The organism is Comamonas squillarum (assembly GCF_025309455.1).
In the GTDB taxonomy this organism is placed as follows: domain Bacteria; phylum Pseudomonadota; class Gammaproteobacteria; order Burkholderiales; family Burkholderiaceae_C; genus Comamonas; species Comamonas squillarum.
The window spans coordinates 2,425,134-2,448,549 of sequence record NZ_CP104377.1 but is presented as its reverse complement, the minus strand read 5'-3'; the positions used below and the strand labels follow the sequence as shown (position 1 = coordinate 2,448,549).

Genomic DNA, 23,416 nt, shown 5'->3' with positions numbered 1-23,416 from the left:
TGCCGCCTCAGACTGCGGCCCTTTGTTTTTGCTCCAAGCCCCATGTTGTCACGTCGCTCCCTGGTCCTGTCCGGCAGTCTGTCTGCGGTGATGGCCGCTCTTTTGCCGATGGGCCAAGCCCTGGCCCGCAGCCCGCAGCCGCCGCGCAAAATGCCGGTGCTGTTCATCGGCCATGGCAGCCCGATGAATGCCATCAGCGCCAACCCCTTTACCCAGCACCTGCAACGCTGGGGTGCCAGCCTGCCCCGGCCCAGCGCCATCCTGGTGGTGTCGGCCCATTGGCTCACGCGCGGCAGCACCGGCGTGACGGTCAACGACAAGCCCGCCACCATCCACGATTTCTCAGGCTTTCCGGCCGAGCTGCATGCAATGCAGTACCCGGCCGCTGGCCACCCAGCGCTCGCGGCCAAGGCGTCCGCGCTGGTGCGCAGCGGCCAGGCGCAGCTGACGGACCAGTGGGGGCTGGACCACGGCACCTGGACCGTCTTGCACCACCTCTACCCCCAGGCCGATGTGCCGGTGTTCCAGGTCTCGATCGACTACAACCAGCCTGCCCCCTTCCACTATGCCGTGGGCAAGGAGCTGGCAGCCTTGCGCGAGCAGGGCGTGCTGCTCATCGGCAGCGGCAATATCGTGCACAACCTGCGCGCAACGGTGCGCGGCGCGCCCGAAGGGCTGATGGCCGCCCGCGACTGGGCCCAGCAGTTTGACGAAGCGGCCAAGCAGGCCTTGCTGGCGGGCAACCACGAGGCCCTGGTGGCCTACCAGCAGCTGCATGCCTCGGCCAGGATGGCCGTGCCTACGCCCGACCACTACTGGCCCTTGCTCTATGCCCTGGGCGCTGCCCATGGCAGTGGCCCGGCGCGCCAGGTGTTTGAGGGCTTTCAGTCCGGCACCATCAGCATGCGCTGCCTGCAGTGGGATGCCTGATCAGCGCAGGCTTTGCAGCGCCTCGGCCAGGCGCTGCACGCCCCGCGCAATCTCGGGCAGATCCAGCAGCGCATAGCCCATCACCACACCGGCTACGGCGTGCGTTGCCTGCGCGCTGCTGGACTGCAGGTACAGCGGGCTGATCGGGTAGACGCGCACGCCGCGCTGCGCTGCCGCCTGCACCAGCTGCGCCTCGCAGCTGGCGGGCAGCGCGGGAAACCACACGGCCAGGTGCAGGCCGCTGGCCGCGCCCTGGATGCGCACTTGCGTGCCCAGATGCCGCTCCAGCGCCTGCAGCAAGGCCTGCTGGCGTGCCTGCTGCTTGCGGCGCATGCGCCGCACATGGCGGGCATAGCTGCCGTCGTCGATCAGTTGGGCCAGCGCCCGCTGGGGGCCGGTGGCGCTGTGGCGGTCGGTCAGCAGCTTGGCCTGCGCAAACAGGCCTGCGAGCGCTGGGGGCAGCACCATATAGCCCAGTCGCAGCTGGGGCGACAAGGTCTTGGAGAAGGTGCCGACATGGATCACGCAGTCCGCGCGGTCGAGCGACCACAGACTGGGCTCGGGCCGCACGGTATAGCGGTAGTCGCTGTCGTAGTCGTCCTCGATCAGCCAGCAACGCTGCGCACGCGCCCAATCGAGCAGGGCATGGCGGCGGGCAATCGGCAAAAAGCCGCCCAGTGGAAACTGGTGACCAGGCGTGGCATAGGCCAGCTTGGCAGGCGCCTGTGCGGTCAGCGCGGCGAGCTGCGCAGTCTGCAGGCCATCGTCATCCACATCGGCGCAGACCAGCTGCGCGCCATACGCCGCAAACACCTGGTGCGCCATGCGGTAGCCGGGGTTCTCGACCACCACGCGGTCGCTAGGGTTGAGCAGCAGGCGGGCACAGAGATCGAGCGCGTGCTGCGAGCCGTTGACGACCAGGATCTGCTCCGTGCTGCAGCGTATGTCCCGGGTCTGATGCAGGTGTTTTTGCAGCGCCTGGCGCAGCTCGGGCGCGCCCAGCGGGGTCGCGTATTCGAGCCGCTGGCTGCGCTGGCCCTCGGCCCGGCGCAAGGCCTTGATCCATTGCAGGGTCGGGAAATCGCTGCCCGCCAGCGGCCCGTAGACAAAGTCGATCACCCCGGCCGGATCGGGCGCGGACGGGCGCAGGGGCATGGCCTGCAGGCGCTGGGCAAAGGCGGACAGGCGATCGCTGTCGGGCATCTGGCGATGGGGCTCGGTAGCGTCGTCAGCCCGGCCCTGAGTGCGGATGCGGTCAGCAGCGCCCGCCGCCACGCGCGTCGCGGCCCCGGGCCGTGTGTCGACAAAGCCATCCGAGGCCAGTTGCTCATAGACCAGGCTCACGGTGCCTCGTGACAGGCCCCGCTCAGCGGCCAGCACCCGCGTCGAGGGCAGGGGGGTGCCGGCCGCGTAGCTGCCATCACCGATGCGCGCGCGGAGGTCGCGGTACAGGCTGCGGCTGCCGGGACGGGTGGACGAGGGTGCTGGCATGGCGGGCAACTGGACCAGTGATTTTGTTAAAAACTGGCTATTTTTAACCAGAAGCGGCCGCCGCACAATCCGGGCTTGGCCGCAACCCAGCTCGGGCGCGGCATCTGTTTTGACAGGGAAAAAGAATGTTCAAAGGTTTGAGTGCGTTTCCGCTGACCCCGATGGATGAGAGCGGCATCGATATGCCGGCATTTGCGCGACTGGTGCAGCGCCTGGTGGCAGCCGGTGTCGATTCCATCGGCGCGCTGGGCTCCACCGGCAGCTATGCCTATCTCTCGCGTGCCGAGCGGGCCCAGGTGGCGGCGCTGGCGGTGGAGCAGGCCCAGGGCGTGCCGGTGGTCGTGGGCATTGGCGCACTGCGCACGCGCGATGTGCTGGCCTTGGCCGACGACGCACAAAAGGCCGGTGCCAGTGGCCTGCTGCTGGCCCCGGTCTCCTACCAAAAGCTGTCTGACGACGAGGTCTATGGTCTCTACCAGGCCGTCTCGCGTGCGGTGTCGGTGCCCATTGTTGTGTACGACAACCCCGGCGCCACGCGCTTTGAGTTCAGCGATGCGCTGCATGGCCGCATTGCGCAGCTGCCCCATATCGGCTCGATCAAGATCCCCGGCGTGCCGGCCGATGCGGCCGAGGCCAAGGCGCGTGTGCAGCGCCTGCGCGCTGTCGTGCCCGCCCATGTCAGCATTGGCGTCAGTGGCGATGCCTTGGGTGCCAAGGGCCTGGTGGCCGGTTGCGATGCCTGGTACTCGGTCATCGGTGGCCTTTGGCCTCAGACCACCTTGGCGATCACGCGTGCTGCGCTGGCTGGCCATGCGGAGCAGGCGCTGGAGCTGTCCCACCGCCTGGCGCCGCTGTGGTCCTGGTTCCAGCAAAAGGGCGGCAGCCTGCGCTCGGTTGCCACCGCAGCCGAGCTGATGGGCCTGGCCCGCTCACCCTGCCTGCCGCTGCCGCTGCACACCTTGCAGGGGGCGGATCGCGCGGCATTCGCAGCGCTGTTGCAAACGCTGGATCTGGCCTGAACTCCAGCAGCGTTCAAGCCGCCAGGCGCCTGGCCTGCGCGCGCAACAGATCCATAAAGTTCTGCTGCTCCTGCGAGGCCTCCTGGTCCTTGCGCGTCAGCATGCCAAACGGGGCCATCGGTATATCGATCTGCACTGGCAAGGTCTTGACCAGGCCCATGCGCAGATAGTCCTTCAAGGCCGAGTCCGACAGCAGCATCACCGCGTCCGTCAGCTGCACCAACTGCTGCATCGAGTAGACGGAGCTGCACTCGGTGACATCGGCCGGCACCGGCAGCTCCAGGCTGTGCAGCAGCTGGTCCAGCGCGATGCGTGCCGGAGTGCTGGCCGGCTGCAAGATCCAGGGCCAGTCGCGCACCAGCTCCTCCCAGCTCAGCTTGCGGCGCCGCGCCAGCACATGGCCGCTGCGCACCACCACCAGCAAGCGCTCGTTGCCCAGCGCCTCAAAGTCATAGGCCTCGCTGTCGCCGGCAATGCGGCGGCGGGCAATGGCCAGGTCAATGCGGCGCTGGTCCAGCAGGCGCAGCACCTGGTCGCTGGTATCGCCCATGATGCGCAGGCGCAGCTGCGGGCTCTGCGCTTTCATTTGGGCCACGGCCGTCATCACCAGGTCGGGCGCTGCCCCCATGATGGTGCCGATCGCCAGGTAGCCATAGCCGCCTTGGCGGCGCACCGCCAGGTCTTCGGCGCAGCGGTCCAGGCTGTTGAGCGAGGCCTCGGCAAAGCGCACCAGCTGCAGGCCCAGCGCGGTAGGGCGCATGCCGCGCGGCAGGCGCTCAAATAGCTGGCAGCCAAACATGTCTTCGATCTCGCGCAGCATGCGCGTGGCAGCGGGCTGCGACATCGCCAGGCTGATCGATGCGCGGTGCAGATTGAGGCTCGATCCCAGCGCCACCAGCATGTGCAGGTGCTTGTAGCGCAGGCGGTTGAGCAGGCTGCGCTGCAGCGGTGGCGCGGCCGTTAAAGCAGGTTTTACAGACATAAATAAAAAGTATCGGATATGACTGAAATTTGATTTGTTAGGCATCAATCATGCGCGTACATTCAGCTCCACACAAGAACGAATGACCTTTCAGGAGACAAACATGAACGCCTTCGCGCACACTTTTTTCAGACCCCCCGCCTCACGACGGCGCTAGCGCAAGCCGCGCCCCATCGGCGCTGGCTTGCCAGCGCCGCCTTCTCCTTTCTCGCTCCCGCAGCGCCCGCCATTTGGCCGGCGTTCAGGCCGCGCATTGTCTTTAAGGATTTGTCGTGAAAAAACTCCCCGCTCCCTTGCTCGCCAAGATTTCCTGGCGCCTGCTGCCCTTCTTGCTGCTGATGTACATCATGGCCTTTCTGGACCGGGCCAATGTGGGCTTTGCCAAGGTGGCCTTCCAGGCCGATACCGGCATCAGCGACGCCGCCTTCGCGTTTGGCGCTGGCGTGTTCTTTGTTGGTTATGCCCTCTTGGAAGTGCCCAGCAATCTGATCATGCACCGCATCGGCGCGCGCATCTGGATGTGCCGCATCATGGTCACCTGGGGCCTGGTGTCGGCCGCGATGATGTTTGCCCATAACGAGACCACCTTCTATGTGCTGCGCTTCCTGCTGGGCGTGGCCGAGGCGGGCTTCTTCCCCGGCGTCATCCTGTACCTCACCTACTGGTTCCCGGCCGCGCACCGGGCGCAGGCCATGGGCTTTTTCTACTTCGGCGCGCCGCTGGCCTTTATCTTTGGCAGCCCCTTGTCGGGCCTGCTGCTGGAGCTCGATGGCATGGGTGGCTGGCATGGCTGGCAATGGCTGTTTGCGGTCGAAGGCCTGATGGCCGTGGCCGTCGGTATCTGGTCGTATTTCTACCTCACCAACCGCCCGGCCGATGCCCAGTGGCTGACGGCCGACGAGCGCCGCCAGGTGCAGGACATCATCGACAGCGAAGAGCGCGCCAAGGGCGGTCACCAGCACAGCCTGCTCGCTGCCATGTGCCAGCCGCGCGTGCTGTACCTGGCCCTCGTGTATCTGCTGATCCAGGCCAGCGTCTACGGCGTGGTGTTCTACCTGCCCAGCCAGGTGGCAGGCCTCTTGGGCACCAAGGTGGGTCTGCAAGTCGGCCTGGTCTCGGCCATCCCCTGGCTCTGCGCACTGTTGGCCGCCTGGTGGGTGCCCGGCTTTGCCCAGCGCAGCCAAAAACCCCGCAGTGTGGCCAGCATGACCTTGCTCGTCGCCGCCATCGGCATGGCCGCATCGGTGAGTTTTTCCAGCCCGCTGCTGGGTGTTGCCGCGCTGTGCTTTGCGGCGGCCGGCTTTATCGCGGTGCAGCCGGTGTTCTGGACCTTTCCAGCCAACACGCTGGCAGGTGCTGCCGCAGCGGGCGGCATTGCGCTGATCAATTCGCTGGGTGCGGTTGGCGGCTTTGTCGCCCCCATCGTCAAGAACTGGGCCGAAGGCCATTTCCACTCACCCGCCGCAGGCCTGTACCTGCTGGCAGGCACAACGGTACTGGCAGCGTTGCTGGTGCTGGGCATCCGGGCCCGCATGGCGCCCGCTGCGCTGCAGCCCCGGGCCGCTGCCTAAATTGCATAAGGAGCAAACACCACCATGAGCCAGATCCCCACCATCAAGCAAGTGCGCGCCTATACCCTCAAAGGGGGCGGTGCCGACTACCACGACCAGGCCGATGGCCACTGGATCGACGACCACATCGCCACGCCAATGGCCAAGTACCCCGAGTACCGCCAGAGCCGCCGCAGCTTTGGCATCAATGTGCTGGGCACCCTGGTGGTCGAGATCGAGGACAGCGCAGGCAATGTCGGCTTTGCCGTCACCACCGGCGGCGAGCCCGCAGCCTATATCGTCGAGAAGCACCTGGCACGCTTTCTGGAAGGCGCCAAGGTCACCGACATCGAGCGCATCTGGGACCAGATGTACTGGTCCACCTTGTACTACGGCCGCAAGGGCATTGTCATCAACACCATCTCCGGCGTGGACCTGGCGCTGTGGGATTTGCTGGGCAAGGTGCGCGGCGAGCCGGTGCACCAGCTGCTGGGCGGCGCGGTGCGCGATGAGCTGCAGTTCTACGCCACCGGCGCGCGCCCCGATCTGGCGCAGAAGATGGGCTTTATCGGCGGCAAGATGCCCCTGCACTATGGCCCGGCCGAAGGCGAGGAAGGCCTGCGCCGCAACCTGGAGGAGCTGGCCACGATGCGCGAGCGCGTGGGCCCCGATTTCTGGCTGATGCTGGACTGCTGGATGAGCCTGGACCTGAACTACGCCACCCGCCTGGCCCAGGGTGCCCAGGCCCACGGCCTGAAATGGATTGAAGAGGCACTGCCGCCCGATGACTACTGGGGCTATGCGGCCCTCAAGAAGAACGTGCCCACCGGCATGCTGGTGACCACCGGCGAGCATGAGGCCACACGCTGGGGCTTTCGCCAGCTGCTGGAGATGGGTTGCTGCGACATCATCCAGCCCGATGTCGGCTGGTGCGGCGGAATCACCGAGCTCTTGAAGATCTCGGCACTGGCCGATGCCCACCAGGCGCTGGTGATTCCGCATGGCTCCAGCGTCTACAGCTACCACTTTGTGGCCACGCGCCACAACAGCCCCTTTGCCGAGTTTTTGATGATGGCGCCCAAGGCCGACGAGGTTGTGCCGATGTTCCACCCGCAGCTGCTGGGCGAGCCGGTGCCTGTGCAAGGCCGCATGCGCCTGTCGGCACTGGACAAGCCCGGCTTTGGTGTGGAGCTGAACCCGGCTTGCGAACTGCACCGTCCCTACACGCATTGATTACCCATTGATCACACACCGGTGGGCCAACGCTGATTGCCCACCCAGGAGACCTATCCATGGATTTGCCATTGAACCCTTTCAAGGCCGCGCTGCGCCGCAGCGAGCCGCTCTACGGTATCTGGGCCGGTTTTGCCACGCCCTATGCGGCCGAGATCATCGCCACCACCGGCTACGATTGGATGCTGGTGGATGGCGAGCATGCGCCCAACACCGTGCCGACGCTGCTGGCGCAGCTGCAGGCGGTGGCACCCTATGCCACGCACCCGGTGGTGCGGGCGGTGCATGGCGATGCGGTGCTGATCAAGCAGCTGCTGGACGCTGGCGTGCAGACCCTGATGGTGCCGATGGTCGAGACGGCTGAGCAGGCCCGCGCGCTGGTGCAGGCGATGCGCTACCCGCCGCATGGTATCCGGGGTGTGGGTGGGGGCCTGACCCGCGCCACGCGCTGGGATGCGGTGCCCGACTACATCCGCACTGCGCATGAGCAGCTCTGCCTCATCGTGCAGATCGAGTCGCGCCTGGGCGTGGAGAATGCGGCGGAGATTGCGGCCGTCGATGGCGTCGATGCCGTCTTCATCGGCCCGGCAGACCTGTCCACCGGCATGGGCCATGCGGGCGATGCCAGCCAGCCCGAGGTGCAGGACTGCATACGCCGCACCATCGAGACCACCCTGGCCCATGGCAAGGCCTGCGGCATTCTGGCGCCGCGCGAAGAAGATGCGCGCCGCTACACCGACTGGGGCTGCCGCTTTGTGGCCGTCGCCATCGATATCAGCCTGATGCGCCAGGCCGCCGTGGCCAACCTGGCACGCTACCGCGCGCCCACCCAGCCCGCCATTGTCTCTACCACCTACTGAGGACGACCCCATGCCAACCACCCCTGTTTTGCGCAATTACATTGCCGGTGCGTTCAGCGACAGCGCCGAGCTGCACGAGGTGCGCAACCCCGCCACGGGCGCGCTGCTGGCGCAGTCGCCGCTGTCAGCCCAAGCCGATGTGGACCGCGCCATTGCAGCGGCACGCGGCGCGCAAAAAGCCTGGGCGCGCCGCCCGGCGATCGAGCGCGCGCAGTTCCTGCGCCGCATTGCCGCTCGCCTGCGCGAGAACGTGGCGCGCATTGCGCGCACCATCACCGAGGAGCAGGGCAAGGTGCTGGGCCTGGCCGAGGTGGAGGTGAACTTCACCGCCGACTACCTGGACTACATGGCCGAATGGGCGCGCCGCATTGAGGGCGAAGTCATCAGCAGCGACCGGGTCAACGAGCAGATCTTTCTGCTGCGCAAGCCGATGGGCGTGGTGGCGGGCATCCTGCCCTGGAACTTCCCCTTCTTCCTGATCGCGCGCAAGATGGCGCCGGCGCTGCTGACCGGCAACACCATCGTCATCAAGCCCAGTGAAGAGACCCCCATCAACTGCCATGCCTTTACCGAGCTGCTGGCCCAGTGCGAGCTGCCCGCTGGCGTGTTCAACGTGGTCTATGGCCAGGGCGGCACCGGTGGTGCGCTGTCGGCCCATGCGGGCGTGGACATGATCAGCTTTACCGGCAGCGTGGGCACCGGCGAGCGCATTGCTGCCGCCGCTGCGCCCCATATCACCAAGCTCAACCTGGAGCTGGGTGGCAAGGCCCCTGCCATTGTGCTGGCCGATGCCGACCTGGACCTGGCCGTCAAGGCCATCCGCGATTCGCGCATCATCAACACTGGCCAGGTCTGCAACTGTGCCGAGCGCGTCTATGTGCAGCGCCAGGTGGCCGATGAATTTACCGCACGCATTGCCCAGGCGATGGCCGCGACCCGCTATGGCGACCCGATTGCGCAGACCGATGTGGAGATGGGACCGCTGATCAACCAGAAGGGTCTGGACAGCGTCGATGCGAAGGTGCGCCGTGCGCTGGCCGATGGTGCGCAGCTGGTCACTGGCGGGCAGGTCGCCGATCTGGGTGCCGGCTTTCACTACCAGCCCACGGTGCTGGCGGGCTGCCGCGCCGACATGGAGATCATGCGCAAGGAAATCTTTGGCCCGGTGCTGCCGATCCAAGTGGTTGAGGACCTGGACGAGGCGATTGCGCTGGCCAACGACTGCGAATATGGCCTCACGTCCTCGCTCTACACCCGCGACCTGTCCAAAGCCATGCAGGCGATGCGCGAGATCGACTTTGGCGAGACCTACATCAACCGCGAGAACTTTGAGGCGATGCAAGGCTTCCATGCCGGCGTGCGCAAGTCGGGCGTGGGCGGCGCCGATGGCAAGCATGGCCTCTACGAGTACACCCATAGCCATGTGGTGTACCTGCAGTCCTGATGGGGCTCTGCCGCTGAGGTGATGCAGCCTCCGCGATCCGCCTTAAAAGAAGGCCGCCAACCCAGGTGACCCGGGTTGGCGGCCTTTTGTTGTTGGCGTTGCGGCGATCGATCAGCGCTTGGCGCTCAGCCCTTCGACCACCGCGCGCACCTGCTGCAGTACCTTATCGGCCAGCGCTTGATCGGCCTTGACAACGCCGCGCGAGATGGCCATCGCGCCCACCAGTGCGGCGACCAGCGTGCTGGCCAGCGCCTGGCGTTGCTGCGGGTCACTGCTGGCCGGCAAGGCGGCCTCGATGCCGGCGCGCAGCTCGGTAAAGCCATCGCGAAAGCTGCGGCTCACCGCCTCGCTCTGGCGCCCGGCATCGCAGGCGGTGGAGACCAGCGGGCAGCCCCGGGTCATGTCATCGCGCACTTTGGGGTTCAGGTAGCTGTCCAGGTAGGTGGCCATCGCGTGGTCGCTCCGCTCGCTGGCCTGCTTGACCCGGCCAAAGCCTTGCCCAAAACCATGCGCCAGCGCTTGGGCTGCCAGGTCCTGCTTGTCGCTGAAATGCTTGTACAGGGCGCCCTGCGTCAGGCCCGCCTGTTGGCATATATCGGCCACGCCGGTGCCGTCGATGCCGCGTTCCTTGAACAGGGCAGCGGCGGCATCGAGCAGTGCCTGGCGGTTCTGTTGCGCTTGTTCCTTGGTGACTTTCATCGCAAATACCCTGCTTGAAGCTGTGCTTGACAGTTTTTGATTGTGATCGCTATCATTGTAACTCCTCCGTCGATAACCTCCAAATAACATGCTCGCTTCCCGACTCGCCGTGCTGCTCCAGCGCCATGGCGTCCATTACGCCTGGGTGATTGCCGCCATCACCTTTTTGGCCATGCTGGTCACCTCGGCGGCGTTGGGCCTACCGGGGGTGCTGATGCAGCCGCTGGCCGTCGAGTTTGGCTGGAGCGTGCGTGACCTGTCCTCGGTGTTTGCGACCCGCTTTGCACTGTATGGCCTGCTCGGGCCCTTTGCCGCGGTCATTTTGCTGCGCTATGGCGTATCGCGCGTGGTGGCGCTGGCCGCAGCGGTGATTGCCGGCGCCTTGCTGCTGGGCCTCATCATGCGCAACCTGGGCCAGGCCTTTGTGCTCTGGGGCATTGTGCTGGGCATGGGCACGGGCCTGACGGCCATGGTGCTGGGCGCGACGGTGGCCAACCGCTGGTTTGTGCAGCGCAAGGGCCTGGTCATGGGTTTGCTGGCGGGCAGCAGTGCCACCGGCCAGCTGCTGTTCTTGCCCGCCGCCGCCTGGCTGATTGCGCAGTACGGCTGGCGCTGGGCGCTGCTGCCAGTCGTCGCGGCATCGGCCGTGTTGCTGGTGCTGGTGCTGCTGTTCATGCGCGACAGCCCGGCGCAAATGCAGCTGAGCGCCTATGGCGCAGACCCCGCTGCCGCGCCCGTGGCCCCCGCGCCCCGCGCCAGCTGGAGCCTGCCGTTCAGCACCTTGGTTGCAGCTTCCAAAGTGCCGGCGTTCTGGATACTGGCGGGCACTTTCTTCATCTGCGGGCTCAGCACCAATGGGCTGATCCAGACCCACTTTGTCTCGCTCTGCGGTGACTATGGCCTGGGTCCGGTGCCAGCCGCCTCGGTGCTGGCGATGATGGGCATTTTTGACCTGGTGGGCACGACCTTGTCGGGCTATCTGTCGGACCGCTATGACAGCCGCAAGCTGCTGTTCTGGTACTACGGGCTGCGCGGGCTGTCGCTGTTCTGGCTGCCGTACTCCGAGTTCACGATCGCCGGCCTGTCGCTGTTTGCGGTGTTCTATGGCCTGGACTGGATTGCGACGGTACCGCCCACCGTCAAGCTGGTGGCCAGCGAGTTTGGCCCCGAGCGCGCAGCCCTGGTGTTTGGCTGGGTGTTTGCCGCCCACCAGCTGGGCGCGGCCGTTGCTGCCTATGGCGCGGGCCTGGCACGCTCGGTGCTGTCGTCGTACTCGCCCGCGTTGTTTGTCGCAGGCGCCGCTTGCCTGGTGGCGGCAGCGGCGGTGTTGTGGGTGCGCAAGCCGGTGGTGGCCATGCGCGCCGTGGGCTGACCGGTCCAGCGCCGGGCGCCCTGGCTCAATCGGCCCTTGCGCCCGAGCGTTTCACAATCTCGGCCCATTTCTTTTCTTCGCTGCGCATATAGGCCAGAAACTCTTGCGGGCTCGAGCCCACCGGCTCGGCGCCCATGCGCTGGTACTGCGCGGCCACTTCGGGCTTGCGCAAGGCCTGCTGCGCGGCCTGGGCCAGTTTATTGACGATCTCGGGCGGCGTGTTCTTCGGGGCCCAGAGGCCATACCAGGTGCTGGTGGCGTAGTCGGCAATGCCCGATTCCTGCATGGTCGGGATCTGCGGCAGCGAGCTCGAGCGCTTGGCGGTGGTGACCGCCAGCGCCTTGAGCTTGCCCGAGGTGATAAAGGGCATGGCCGAGGGCATGGAGTCAAACATCAGCTGGATCTGGCCGCCCATCAAATCGGTGAGCGCCGGCGAGCTGCCCTTGTAGGGCACATGCTGCATCGCAATGCCTGTCTTGAGCTTGAACAGCTCGCCCGACAGGTGCTGTGACGAGGCATTGCCGGCCGAGCCAAAATTGATGCTGCCCTTGCTCTTTTTCAGGTAGGCCACCAGCTCCTGCACGTTCGACACCGGCAGCTCGCTGTTGACCACCAGCACCAGCGGCACATCGACGATCTGCGTGATCGGTGCGAAGTCGTTGAACGAGTCATACGGCACCTTGTCGTAGACCGAGGGGTTGATCACCTGCAGCGAGGCGTTCGCCAGCAAGGTGTAGCCATCGGGCTGGGCCTTGGCGACCTGGGCTGCGCCCACCATGCCGCTGGCGCCGGGCTTGTTGTCGACAAAGATGGTCTGCTTGAGGCTCTCGCCCATCGAGATGGCGACGAGGCGCCCGACCAGGTCGGTGGGGCCGCCGGGCGGGTAGGGGATCACCAGCTTGATGGTTGAGGCCGGGTAATCGGCCGCCGATGCCGCGTGGGCGGCGGGCAAGCCGCTGCCCAGCAGGGCCAGCCCTAAGCCGGTATGCAGCAGCGATTGCAGGGCCTGGCGGCGCTGCGCGGAGTGGCGTTGTGTCATGTCTTGTCTCCTTGTATTTGTAGGGCGACCTTGCCCAGCACCTCGCGGCTGTGCAGCGCGTCCAGCGCCTCGCACAGCTCGTCCATGGCATAGACCCGCGAGATGTCGGGATGGATGGCGTCGCGCTGGGCCATCTCCAACAGCGCGGCCATCATGGCCTGCATGGCTGCGGCATGGCGCTGGCGCTCGTTGGCGGGCGTCCAGCCGATGTACTGGCCATAGAAGAAGCCGTGGATCGTCAGGTTCTTGACCAGTGCGATATTCATCGGCACCTTGGGGATCGTGCCGCTGGCAAAGCCGATGATGACGATGCGCCCGTTCTGGGCCGTGCAGCGCAGCGCCTGCAGCAGCAGGTCACCGCCTACCGGGTCAAACACCAGGGTTGCGCCTTTGCCGCCCGTCACCGCCTTGACCTGCTCGATCAGGTGCTGCGGATCGACCGCATGCTGCGCGCCATGGCGCAAGGCGGCCTGGCGTTTGTCTTCGCTGCTGGCGCAGGCAATCACCTGCACACCGGGTACCTGGGCGGCCAGCTCCACGGCGGCCGCGCCCACGCCCGAGCCCGCGCCCAGCACCAGCAGGCTGTCGCCCGACCGCAGCGCGGCGCGCCAGTGCAAGGCCGTGTACGCCGTGCCGTAGGAGATCGGCAGCGCCAGCGCGCGCAGTGGATCGAGCGCCGCCGGCACCGCATACACGGTGCTGGCCTGCACCTTGGCCTGCTGCGCATAGGCGCCCCAGTCGCAGATAAACACGACCTGGTCGCCCACCTTTACATGGGCCACGGCGCTGCCGCATTGCAGCACCTGGCCCACGCCCTCGGTGCCCGGCACAAAGGGCAGCGGCGGGGTCTTTTGGTACTTGCCCTCGATCAAGAGGCCGGTGGCGTGGCTGACGGTGGCATGGTGCACGTCGATCAGCACTTCGTCAGGAGCCAAGGCGGTGGGGGGCGCGGTGGTCTGGACGGCGGTCACATCGCGGGGCAGGCCGAAGCTGCGGCAGACAATGGCTTTCATGGCTGCAGCTCCTTTCACAGGCCCACGACCTGGCGGGCCGCCAGCGCGTCGATCTCATCTTGCGTCAGTCCCAGGCTGCGCAGAATCTGCTGGCTGTCGGCACCAATGCGCGGCGCGGGCAGCGGTGCATCGGGCCTGGCCGGCCAGGGGGTGGCTGCCATCAACACCTCGCCAAAATCGGGCTGCTGCACGGTCTTGAACGTGGCCAGGTGCCGGGCCTGCGGGTGCTGCACCACATCGGCCGCGTTATGCACCACCGCATGCAGCACGCTGTGCTGGTTGAACAGCGCGCGCAGCTCTGCCAGCGGGCGGCTGGCGACAGCGCAGGCCAGGTCGGCATGCAGCATCGCCTTGTGCTGCAGGCGCAGCGCATTGCTGGCAAAGCGCGGGTCGCGGTCCCAGTCGGCCAGCTCCAGCGCCTTGCCAATGCGCAGGAACTGCTCGTTGTTCAGCGCCAGAATCGTCAGGCGGCCATCGGCCGCATCAAAGATGCCATTGGGCGCGCTGACGGCGGCCTTGACGGTCTGGCCGCCCAGCACTTCTTCCGACAGCGCGGTTGATTGCAGCGCGCAGCAGACATTGAACAGGTTCAGCTCCACATGCTGGCCCTTGCCGGTCTTCAGGCGCTGCAGCAGCGCCGCCGTGCAGGCCTGCGCGGCATAAACGCCAGTGGCAATGTCGGCCAGCAAAAAGCCGATGCGCTGCGGCGCGCCCTGCGCATCGCGGTTGCTGTTCATCAGCCCGGTGTCGGCCTGCATCACCGAGTCAGTCGCCGGGTTGTCGGCAAAGGGGCCGTCCGCGCCATAGCCGCTGATCGACACATAGACCGGCTCCAGGCCCAGCGCCTGGAGCGCGGCAAAGTCCAGCCCCAGGCGCTCCACCACCTGCGGGCGAAAGTTCTGCACCACCACATCGGCGCTGCGCGCCAGCTGCAGGATCAGCGCCTTGCCCTCGGGGTGCTTGGCATCGACTGCCAGGCTGTGCTTGCCGGCGTTGTAAGTGCTGGACAAGGTGCTGTGGCCATTGCGGGCTACGCCCACATGGCGGCCCCAGTCGCCCTGGGCGGGCTCGACCTTGATGACCTCGGCCCCCTGGTGGGCTAGCAGCTGGGCGCAGTAGGGGCCGGCCACGCCCTGGCTCAAATCCAGGACCTTGAAACCGGCGAGCGGGGTAAACCCCAGTGTTGACTCTGGCGTCACGTATTGTCTCCTTGCATGGCCCGGGCTATGCGACAGCAGCCCGGACGTTTGTTGTGAGACCCATGGTAGAAACAGGAGGCCGCTTTGGGAACTGCCAAAGCACAGCCATCAGTGGTGATTCAGAATCAACAATCAAAAGGGAGGCCGGCCATGGACCTGAACCTAGTGCGTTTGTTTGTGGCGATTGCCGAGTCGCGCAACCTGAGCGATGCGGCCCAGCGCTCGGGCGTGACGCGCTCGAATGTGTCGCGCCGGCTGGCGCTGCTGGAGCGGCAGTTTGGCGCGCAGCTGCTGCGCCGTACCACGCGGCATATGGAGCTGACCCAGGCTGGCCGCATCCTGCATGGCCAGTGCCTGCAGGCGCTCAATGCGCTGCAAAGCGCCCAGCTGCAGATCGACCAGATCCACCAGACCATCAGTGGCGAGATCCGCGTGCGCATCCCCACCGGCCTGGGACATTTCCACCTCAAGCCGCTGATCCTGGACTTTTGCCAGGCGCACCCCGATCTGCTGCTGCGTCTCGTTATCAACGACCAGATCCATGACCTGGTGGCCTCCAAGGTGGACCTGGCGATCCACATCACCTCGGCGCCGCTGGAAGACCATGTGGCCACGCGCGTCTGCGGCATCGAGTGGGGGCTGTTTGCCACCCCGGCGTATCTGCGGGCCCTGGGCCTGGCGCTGCAAACCCCGCAGGACATCAAGCACGCCCGGCTGCTGGCGCCCCTCAATATCCACCACCGGCTGGAGTTTTGGCGGCACAGCGATGGCCTGCATGAACAGGTGCAGAGCACGCCGTCGATCCAGTCGGGCGACTACCAGTTCCTGTTCAACGCCGCGATGGCAGACCTGGGCGTGGTGCTGCTGCCCTACTATGCTGTGCGGGATGCCATCGCCCAAGGCAGCCTGGTGCAGGTGCTGGGCGGCTTTGGCGTCAAAGGCGTGGGCGATGCGCTCTACATCGTGCGTGCACCCAACCGCCAGCCATCGGCAGCGACCTTGGCGCTGATTGAGCTGCTGGTCTCATCGATCCAGCAGATGGCGCCTGGCTGGCGCCTGGGCACGGTGGCTTAAATCCGTTGAACTGCCCATTGCTTGGGGCGGACCACTACACGCCAGCGGCCAGGCTGTAGACCGTCAAGCCGCCGTCTTCGCGGTCACGCATCAGCAGGCCAGCCTGGGCCATTTCCTTGGCAACGCAGTAGATCGTCGCTGCGGGCAGTGGAGCCCCACTTTGCGCCAGGTGCAAGGAGATGTCTGCGCATTTGACCTTGGAGCGGCCCAGCTGGACGATGGCCTCCAGCACCCGCAGCCGCGCGGGCGTGGGCCGTATGCGCACAAGGCGGCTGCGCTTGAACCAGTGGGCAGCGGGCAGGGCGGGCGCTGCCTTGCGGAGTGCGTGGTCATTATTCATCTGCGCATGCTGGCATGGAAACATGGAGCCGGTTTGTCGGACTATGGCAGTTTGTGTCAATGCCGGTAGGCCGCCGGGCCACTGCCGGTCGCAGCACAAGTCGGACACCCAGGGGCGCTGCGCCTGCGCCCCCTGGGTCTGGCTCCAGCGATCAAGCGCTTAGCCGATGCGCTGGCCGCGTGAGCGCATGCGCCAGGCGCCGATGACTGCGGTCAAGAGCGTCAGCAGTACGACGCTCCATTGCTGCAGGCTGGGGACGGATTTGACGCCGGCAGGCACTTCGGCGGCCGTCGTGGTGACGGTGGCGCTGGCCGTGCAGGGCTGTGCGGTGCCGCCGGTGCATTGGGCGGCAGGCTCGGCACTGCGCAGGCTAGCCTGGTTGGTCAGGCTGCTGCTGCCCGGCGCCGTGGCTGCAACCTGGGCTTGGAGCACATAGGTCAAGCTGGCGCCTACCGGCAGGCTGGCAATGGTCTCATTGAGCGGGCCGCTGCCCGCTGCAGCTGGGCAGGCCACGCCGCTGGCCGTGCAGGTCCAGGCGCCCAGCACCACGTTGGCAGGGGCTGGGTCGGCCAGCACTGCTTGGGTGATGGCTACCGGGCCGGCATTGCTGGCGGTGATGGTGTAGACCAGGCTGTCACCGGGCCGCACCGCGTTGGTGGCATTGACGGTCTTGCTCAGGCCCAGGATGGGCAGATCGGAGGCCGCCACGGTGCTCTGCGCCTGGCAGGGTGCAGCGGTCGGCGCGCTGGCAGGGGCGCACTGGGCTGTTGGCTCGCCCACCGCCAAGGAGGCGGTATTGACCAGGCTGGCGGGGGGCTGCGCGCTGACGGTGGTGCTCAGCTGGATCACCACACTGTCACCGGCGGCGAGTGAGGCGACAGTCACATCCACTGCGCCGGTGCCGCTGGCGGGCACGCAGGGCGCAGCGCCGCTGTTGCTACAGGTCCAGCTGGCATTTTCCAGGCCGGCAGGCAAGGGGTCGGTGATATGGGCCTGGGTGACGGGCACCTGGCCGGCGTTGTGCGCGGTGATGGTGTAGTTCATCGGCTGGCCGGCATAGACCGTGCCGGTCGCCTGTGCCGTCTTGCTCAGTTGCAGCAAGGGGTTGGGCCACAGATCGACCGTCACCGAGGCATTGCAGGGCTTGGCCTGGGTCTGGGCCGTGGCCGGGTTGTAGCACAGCCATTCGGCATTGCTGGCCGCCACGCTGGCGGTGTTGCTGACCTGGTCCATGCGGGTGGCGATGCTGTCCACTGTGGCGACCACGGTGTAGACCAGGCTGGCATTGGCGCGCATGCTGGCGATGGTCTGGCTCAGCACCCCGCCCGCGGCGAGGCTGCCACTGGCTTGAGGGCAGACTGCGAGACTGCCGACGGGCGACTGGCAGCTCCAGGTGGCTGAGGCAAAGCCGGCGGGCAAGCTGTCTGACAGGGCAACGCCCGTCAGCTCGGCCGCGCCTTCGTTCTTGACGGTCACCGTGTAGGTGGCGGTTTGCCCGGCATAGAGCGGGCCGGTCGCGTCCACGGTCTTGGTCACGCTGAGCAGCGGGCTGGTGGCCACCGATGCCGATGCGCTGCAAGGCGTGGGAAAGCCATCGCGGGCAGCGCAGCTGAGGGTGCTGGTGGCAGGCGGCTCGATGGTGGCCGTGTTGGTGATGACCGTGGCACCTGCGGGCAGCGGGTTGCTGAAGCGCGTATTGACGCGGAACACCAGGGCGCTGCCAGCGGGCAGGGTTGGCAAGACGCTATCGAGCGGAAAGCCGCCCGTGGCGGGCACCGGGCAGACGGCTGCGCTGCCGGCGGGGCGGCTGCAGCTCCAGGTGCTGCCGGCCGTTTGCAGGCCATCGGGCAGGGTATCACGCAGGCGCGTGCCGCTGGCGTCGCGCGTGCTGGCATTGGTGACCGTGATGTTGTAGAACACGGGGGCGTTGGCGCTGGCCAGACCGGTGTAGGCACTGCCATCGTTGTTGACCGCTTGCTTGGCCACCGACAGCGGCGGCGAGCACGAGGCCGTGCCACTCGACTGCACCAGCAGGCCCGAGGGGTCGCCCTGGTTGCCGACGACGACATAGATCGTATTGGCGCCGGTTCTAAAACCATGGTTGAGCACCACCGGTACATTGCCGCCGGCACCAAAGCCGCCAACGCCTAAACTGCTGCCGTTGTTGGTGTAATCAAATACTGCATCATTGACCAGAATGCGCTTGACCTGGTTATCCACATACAGGCTCAGGCTCAGATTGAAACTGTCGGGGTCAACGGACGGGTCCAGGCTGAATTGGTATTGGTAGACGTAATAGCTTCTGCCGTATTGCACGCCGATCCATTGGGCATTGCCAAACGGCGACTGCACCCAGGCGCCATTGCCGGCGCCGGGGCGGTCTACCGGGCCTTGGGCATAGCTCAAGGCGGCAGCGGCGGCCGGCGTGGTGATATCGCCCAAGGCTGAGGCAATGGACCAATGCGCATCGAGGCTGCCCAGCGCCAGCTTGGGGCTGTTGATGCTGTAGCCATTGCTGCCGTCAATGCCGGTATTGAAGATGGCCGGGTCCGTGCTGCATGAAATAACAGGCGCAGTTTGGGCCTGGCCCACCAGGGGATGCAGAAGTGCTGCCACCGCACATCCCAGGCCCACATAATGGGCCATCGCTATTCTGAAGCCTTTCATTGCATTCCTTTGTAAATAAGTTTATTCAATCCTGTTATGCATGGTAGTAGGATGAACAAGCGGCAGGAATGCGGCAATGTCAAACATCTTCAGGCTGGAGATTGTTTGACAATCTTTACGAATGCGGGCGATGCAGTTGATGCAGTGCAATGCTTGAGGTGCATCAAGGCAGCTGGTGGCTAAAGGGGGTGATGCGGGGGAGGCCGGTCGGTGCAGGGCGCTCGCCGCAGACCGTCGCACAAGGGTCTCAGACCTTTGTGAAAAAAGAATCATTATCAATTATGATCTTGCGGTTGTTTGTGTTTCCTCAACGGCCCCGCCCATGCCACAGCACCCGCTCCATCCTGAGGTGGAGACTATTTTTCGCCAGCACCACGCATGGCTGCGTGGGCGCCTGATGCTGCGCGCATCCAGCCACAGCGAGGCGGAAGATGTGGCATCGGAGACCTTTTTGCAGTTGACCGAAAAGGGCACTTCTACAGAAGGCGAGCAGCTGGATATCCGGCACCCGCGCGCTTTTTTGTCGACGGTGGCCAAACGCATCCTCATCAAGCTCTGGCAGCGCCAGGATCTGGAGGTGGCCTACCAGGACACGCTGCGCCATATGCCCGAGGCGGTGGCGCTGTCGCCCGAGACGCATGCCATGCTGGTCGAAGCCATCTGCCAGATCGACCGGGCGCTGGCCGCGCTGCCGCTGCCGGTCAAGACGGTGTTTCTGCTGTCGCGGCTGGAAGGCATGCGCTACCCGCAGATTGCAGCGCACATGGGCATCTCGCAGGCCACCGTCGAGCGCCATATGCGGCGCGCGCTGCTGCAGTGCCTCAGCTGCGCGCCATGAGTGGTGCATCCCTGCCCAGCGCCGCGTTGCGCGCCGCCGTGGATTGGCTGGTGCGCCATGAGGCGGAAACGATGAGCGCGGCCGACCACCAGGCTTTTGCGCACTGGCTGCAGCAGGATGCGCAGCACCAGGCGGCCTGGGCGCGCGTGGGCTCGGCGCTGGCCGAGCCGCTGACGGCGGTGCGCAGCCTGCAGGCCCATACCGACGGCCTGCATGCCCAGGCCGCCATGCAGGCGCTGTTCCAGACCCGCCGCCGCCGCGTGCTGCGCGGCGCGTTAGCGCTGGGCGGTATCGGTGTGGCCACCGCGCTGGTCGCAGACCGGCTGACGCCGCTGGGCCAGTTGATGGCCGATTGGCACACCGGCACCGGCGAGCGGCGCGAGTTCACGCTGGCTGATGGCACCACCGTGCTGCTCGATGCCCGCTCTGCGGTGGATGTGCGCGATGCCGCGGGCAGGCCCGCGCTGCAGCTGCGCGCCGGGGCCTTGATCGCCACGCGGCGCTATGCCGGAGCCGCTCCATTGCAGATCCAGACCCGCGATGGGATGGCGCTCTTCGACGCCGGCCGCATGATGGCCCGGGTACATGCGGAGCGCACGGACATGGTGGCGCTGGAGCAGCGCCTGACGCTGCAGCCCCGCGAGGCGGCGCAGACCTTGCTGCATGCAGGGCAAGGCGCGCGCTTCAGCGCCCGGCAGCTCCAGCCCCTGGCGGGCAACGCGGTGCAGCGCGCGGCATGGCAGCAAGGCATGCTCGCCGTCGATGACTGGCCGCTGGCCGATGTGGCCCAGGCGCTGCAGGCCTATTTTTCTGGCTATATCCGCGTGGCCCCTTCGGTGGCGGATCTGCGTGTGTTTGGCATCTTCAGGCTGGAGGTGGAGGAGCTGCTGGGCACGCTGGGCCAGATGCTGCCGCTGCAGATCCAGCGTTGGGGGCCGTTGATCACGATTGGCGCGCAAGGTGGGCGCTGAAGGCAAAACCCCCTCTGTTGCGCGACCACATGCGCGCGACCCTATGCAAATAGATGAGGGGTTTTTCGGTTTCGGCGCACTGGTTAAGTAGTACCCAACGAAAAGGAACTTCTGCCGTGACCACTTCCCGCCTCCAGCGCCGCCATGCCGGTGCTCCATCGACCGTGCGCAGCTGTGCTGAACGCTCGCCCCTCCATGTGCTGGCCTTGGCTGCCTTGCTGACCTCTGCGCTGGCCCCTGCCGCCAGCCGGGCTGCCGATGCGCCCCCAGCCGCTGCCGTGCAGCTCAACATTCCTGCGGGCAGCCTGGCAGATATCCTGACCCGCATTGGCCAGCAGACCGGGCGCAGCATCGTTGCCGACCCCGCTGTGCTGCAAGGCCAGCGCAGTGCCGCGATCCAGGGCCACTGGACGGCAGAGCAGGCGGTGCGCAAGGCGCTGGAGGGATCGGCGCTGCAGGTGCAGACCTTGAACGGTGGCGCGCTGCAGATCCGTAAGCCAACAACTCCGCAGCAACCGGTGGCAGAGGCCGCGCCCGCAGCAGCCGCTGCCACGCCTGCCGAGGCAGCGGCGGCACCTGCGTCACCTGCAGATGCCAGCCACCAGCTGCCCACCGTGGTGGTGACCGACCAGCGCTCCGACAGCTCATTGATGCAGCCCACCCGCCAGGTCACGGTGATCGAGGGTGAGGAGCTCGATGACCTGCGCGCCACCTCGGTCAATCTGAACAGCCTGCTGGCCAAGAGCGTGCCGGGCATGTCCGATTCGAGCCGCAATATGAGCGATTTCGGCATGACCTTGCGCGGCCGAAATGTGTTGGTGCTGGTCGATGGCATTCCGCTCAATACCAACCGCGACACGGCGCGCAATCTGGTCAATGTGGAGATGAGCCGCATTGAGCGGGTCGAGGTGCTGCGCGGCAGCAATGCGATATACGGCAGTGGTGCAACAGGTGGCGTGATCTCGGTCACCACCCGCCCGGTCGGCGGCCAGCCGGTGGCGCGTACCACGGTGGGGTTCGATAGTTCGCTATCGCACCTGAGCGGCGACGGCCTGGGCGGCCAGGTGCAGCACTACCTGTCGGGCGCGGGCGAGGTGGTCGACTACGAGGTCGATATTTCGGCACGCCGCATGGGCGGCGCTTTTGATGGCCATGGCGATCGTATTGCGCCCGATGCCAGCCAGGGCGATCTGTTCGATTCAAACACCTACAGCCTGGGCGGCAAGATCGGCTTTCGCATCGATGGCAACCAGCGCATCCAGCTGGCGGCCAGCCATTTGCGTGCGCACCAGAAGACCGACTACGCCAACGACCCCAGCGTCAACCAGGCGCCGCTGGGTTCGTTGGCGGCCCGCGCGATCCGGGGCCTGAAGCTGGCCGAGCAGAACCAGGTCGAGAACAGCCTGCTGAGCGCCAGTTACGAACACAAAGACCTGGGCGGCAGCCTGCTGAGCGCGATGGTCTACGGCCGTGACAATTTCGTGCGCTTTGCGCCCTTTGATGCGCGCAGCAACAGCAACCGGGGCAACTTTGTCGACCAGGTGATGCAGAACAACAAGGTGTTTGGCGGGCGCCTGACCATCACCACGCCGATTGGCGACGACAAGCGCACCAAGCTGGTCTGGGGCGCAGACTACATCCAGGAGCGCAGCAATATGCCGCTGGACACCTTTGATGCCGCCACCTATGACGCGAGCGGCGGCCTGGTGTTCCAGCCCACCGGGCAGCGCATCTACATGCCCTGGGTCACCGTCAAAAGCGCGGGCGCCTTTGGCCAGCTGCAGCACAGGTTCAACGACCAGTGGTCGGCCGAAGGCGGCTTGCGCTATGAGAAATCGCAGGCCAGCTTTGCAGATTTTCAGCCGCTGTCGCAGTCGCGCCTGCCCAACCCGGCCACCGTGGCCGGTGGCAAGGTCTCGTATGACGCGGTGCTCTACAACCTGGGCCTGGCCTTCAAACCCTGGAAGGACCATGAGTTCTACACCTCGTTCAGCCAGGGCTTTGACCTGCCCGATGTGGGCCTGCAGCTGCGCAATGCCGGTGCCAAGTTCGACATCAATGCGTCCGATCTGGAGCCGGTCAAGACCGACAACTATGAAATCGGCTGGCGCGGCACGTTCGGCAACACCATGGCGACCCTGGCGCTGTTCCAGTCACGCTCGGACCTGGGCGCTGTCCAATCTTTCAACAACGGCCTGCACCTGACCCGCACGCGCGAGCGCATCCGCGGCGTGGAGCTGACCGCCGACCACTATGCCGACCACTGGTCCACCGGAGGCACCATCACCTGGATGCAGGGGCGCGAGACGCCGCCCGGCGCCAGCAGCGACCAGCCGATGACGGGCTACCGCATCCCGCCGCTCAAGATCACTGGCTATCTGCAGTACAACCCCAGCAGCCGCTGGAGCCTGCGCAGCCAGTTCAACTGGTTTGGCGCACGCGACTACCGCCTGGCCGATGGCAAGACCCAGTTCGCCCGCGCGGATGTGAAAAGCTACTACAGCGTCGATGTCGTCGGCCGCTACCAGTTCGACAACAAGAACCAGGTCACTATCGGTGTGCAGAACCTGTTCAACCGCTACTACCTGCCGCTTTACAGCCAGCTGATGCGCAGCGGCAAGAACGACAGCCGCCTGCCAGCGGCGGGGGCGACCTTGACGGCGAGCTATACGCATAACTGGTGATCTTGGGGCGT

Annotated in this window: 19 protein-coding genes; 11 read left to right on the top strand and 8 right to left on the bottom strand. The window is 66.1% G+C overall.

Annotated features, from left to right (window positions below; genetic code table 11):
* Positions 1-42: 42 nt before the first annotated feature.
* Entirely contained in the window at positions 43-930 is an 888-nt protein-coding gene (gene ygiD, locus N4T19_RS11360) for a 4,5-DOPA-extradiol-dioxygenase (RefSeq protein WP_260720235.1), read from the top strand.
* On the opposite strand, the gene pdxR is transcribed toward ygiD, so the two are convergent.
* Positions 931-2,421 carry a MocR-like pyridoxine biosynthesis transcription factor PdxR gene (pdxR, locus tag N4T19_RS11355; protein WP_260720234.1) on the bottom strand — a complete coding sequence of 497 codons (1,491 nt, stop codon included), beginning with the start codon at positions 2,419-2,421 and terminating at the stop codon, positions 931-933.
* A 125-nt stretch (positions 2,422-2,546) separates the two neighbouring features.
* On the opposite strand from pdxR, the gene N4T19_RS11350 reads away from it, so the two are divergent.
* Positions 2,547-3,440 carry a dihydrodipicolinate synthase family protein gene (locus N4T19_RS11350; RefSeq protein ID WP_260720233.1) on the top strand — a complete coding sequence of 298 codons (894 nt, stop codon included), beginning with the start codon at positions 2,547-2,549 and terminating at the stop codon, positions 3,438-3,440.
* A 13-nt stretch (positions 3,441-3,453) separates the two neighbouring features.
* On the opposite strand, the gene N4T19_RS11345 is transcribed toward N4T19_RS11350, so the two are convergent.
* Entirely contained in the window at positions 3,454-4,422 is a 969-nt protein-coding gene (locus N4T19_RS11345) for a LysR family transcriptional regulator (RefSeq protein ID WP_232539428.1), read from the bottom strand.
* Between the two features lie 272 nt (positions 4,423-4,694).
* Between N4T19_RS11345 and N4T19_RS11340 the strand changes: the two genes are divergently transcribed.
* Genes N4T19_RS11340 through aldA form a run of 4 tightly spaced genes read left to right on the top strand, consistent with a single transcriptional unit; the run spans position 4,695 to position 9,509 of the window.
* On the top strand, positions 4,695-5,993 hold the full coding sequence (locus N4T19_RS11340; RefSeq protein WP_116927023.1) for an MFS transporter: 1,299 nt from the start codon (positions 4,695-4,697) through the stop codon (positions 5,991-5,993).
* Between the two features lie 24 nt (positions 5,994-6,017).
* Complete coding sequence (rhmD, locus tag N4T19_RS11335; RefSeq protein WP_182343405.1) at positions 6,018-7,205, top strand: L-rhamnonate dehydratase; 1,188 nt, start codon at positions 6,018-6,020, stop codon at positions 7,203-7,205.
* A 59-nt stretch (positions 7,206-7,264) separates the two neighbouring features.
* A complete protein-coding gene (locus N4T19_RS11330) occupies positions 7,265-8,065 on the top strand; it encodes an HpcH/HpaI aldolase family protein (protein WP_116927021.1) in 801 nt (266 codons plus the stop codon).
* A gap of 10 nt (positions 8,066-8,075) precedes the next feature.
* Positions 8,076-9,509: an aldehyde dehydrogenase gene (aldA, locus tag N4T19_RS11325; RefSeq protein ID WP_116927020.1), complete on the top strand. Its 1,434-nt coding sequence runs from the start codon at positions 8,076-8,078 to the stop codon at positions 9,507-9,509.
* 111 nt (positions 9,510-9,620) lie between these two features.
* Here the strand turns inward: aldA and N4T19_RS11320 are convergent, their stop codons facing one another.
* Positions 9,621-10,208, bottom strand: coding sequence for a TetR/AcrR family transcriptional regulator (locus N4T19_RS11320; RefSeq protein WP_260720232.1), 588 nt, complete (start codon positions 10,206-10,208; stop codon positions 9,621-9,623).
* 88 nt (positions 10,209-10,296) lie between these two features.
* On the opposite strand from N4T19_RS11320, the gene N4T19_RS11315 reads away from it, so the two are divergent.
* Positions 10,297-11,580, top strand: coding sequence for an MFS transporter (locus N4T19_RS11315; RefSeq protein WP_260720231.1), 1,284 nt, complete (start codon positions 10,297-10,299; stop codon positions 11,578-11,580).
* 25 nt (positions 11,581-11,605) lie between these two features.
* On the opposite strand, the gene N4T19_RS11310 is transcribed toward N4T19_RS11315, so the two are convergent.
* The 3 genes from N4T19_RS11310 to N4T19_RS11300 are packed head-to-tail and all read right to left on the bottom strand — an operon-like array spanning position 11,606 to position 14,831.
* Positions 11,606-12,619 carry a Bug family tripartite tricarboxylate transporter substrate binding protein gene (locus N4T19_RS11310; RefSeq protein ID WP_260720230.1) on the bottom strand — a complete coding sequence of 338 codons (1,014 nt, stop codon included), beginning with the start codon at positions 12,617-12,619 and terminating at the stop codon, positions 11,606-11,608.
* On the bottom strand, positions 12,616-13,632 hold the full coding sequence (locus N4T19_RS11305; RefSeq protein WP_260720229.1) for an NADPH:quinone oxidoreductase family protein: 1,017 nt from the start codon (positions 13,630-13,632) through the stop codon (positions 12,616-12,618). Before N4T19_RS11305 ends, N4T19_RS11310 begins: the two co-directional genes overlap by 4 nt.
* A 14-nt stretch (positions 13,633-13,646) precedes the next feature.
* The gene (locus tag N4T19_RS11300; protein ID WP_260720228.1) at positions 13,647-14,831 is read right to left on the bottom strand and encodes a CaiB/BaiF CoA transferase family protein; all 1,185 of its coding nucleotides are present in this window, start codon (positions 14,829-14,831) and stop codon (positions 13,647-13,649) included.
* Positions 14,832-14,981: 150 nt separating this feature from the next.
* Between N4T19_RS11300 and N4T19_RS11295 the strand changes: the two genes are divergently transcribed.
* Entirely contained in the window at positions 14,982-15,905 is a 924-nt protein-coding gene (locus N4T19_RS11295; RefSeq protein WP_260720227.1) for a LysR family transcriptional regulator, read from the top strand.
* A 34-nt stretch (positions 15,906-15,939) separates the two neighbouring features.
* Here N4T19_RS11295 and N4T19_RS11290 read toward each other — a convergent pair whose 3' ends face one another.
* Positions 15,940-16,245 carry a hypothetical protein gene (locus N4T19_RS11290; RefSeq protein ID WP_133248193.1) on the bottom strand — a complete coding sequence of 102 codons (306 nt, stop codon included), beginning with the start codon at positions 16,243-16,245 and terminating at the stop codon, positions 15,940-15,942.
* A 159-nt stretch (positions 16,246-16,404) separates the two neighbouring features.
* On the bottom strand, positions 16,405-18,912 hold the full coding sequence (locus N4T19_RS11285; RefSeq protein ID WP_260720226.1) for an IPTL-CTERM sorting domain-containing protein: 2,508 nt from the start codon (positions 18,910-18,912) through the stop codon (positions 16,405-16,407).
* A 349-nt stretch (positions 18,913-19,261) separates the two neighbouring features.
* Here N4T19_RS11285 and N4T19_RS11280 point away from each other — a divergent pair, with 349 nt between their 5' ends.
* From N4T19_RS11280 to N4T19_RS11270, 3 genes are all read left to right on the top strand, one after another.
* Positions 19,262-19,750: a sigma-70 family RNA polymerase sigma factor gene (locus tag N4T19_RS11280; RefSeq protein WP_260720225.1), complete on the top strand. Its 489-nt coding sequence runs from the start codon at positions 19,262-19,264 to the stop codon at positions 19,748-19,750.
* Positions 19,747-20,721 (top strand): FecR domain-containing protein, encoded by a 975-nt coding sequence (locus N4T19_RS11275; RefSeq protein WP_182343390.1) that lies wholly within the window; start codon positions 19,747-19,749, stop codon positions 20,719-20,721. The genes N4T19_RS11280 and N4T19_RS11275 overlap by 4 nt, the downstream gene beginning before the upstream one ends.
* Before the next feature lie 116 nt (positions 20,722-20,837).
* On the top strand, positions 20,838-23,405 hold the full coding sequence (locus N4T19_RS11270) for a TonB-dependent siderophore receptor (protein ID WP_260720224.1): 2,568 nt from the start codon (positions 20,838-20,840) through the stop codon (positions 23,403-23,405).
* The last annotated feature ends 11 nt before the right edge of the window (positions 23,406-23,416 follow it).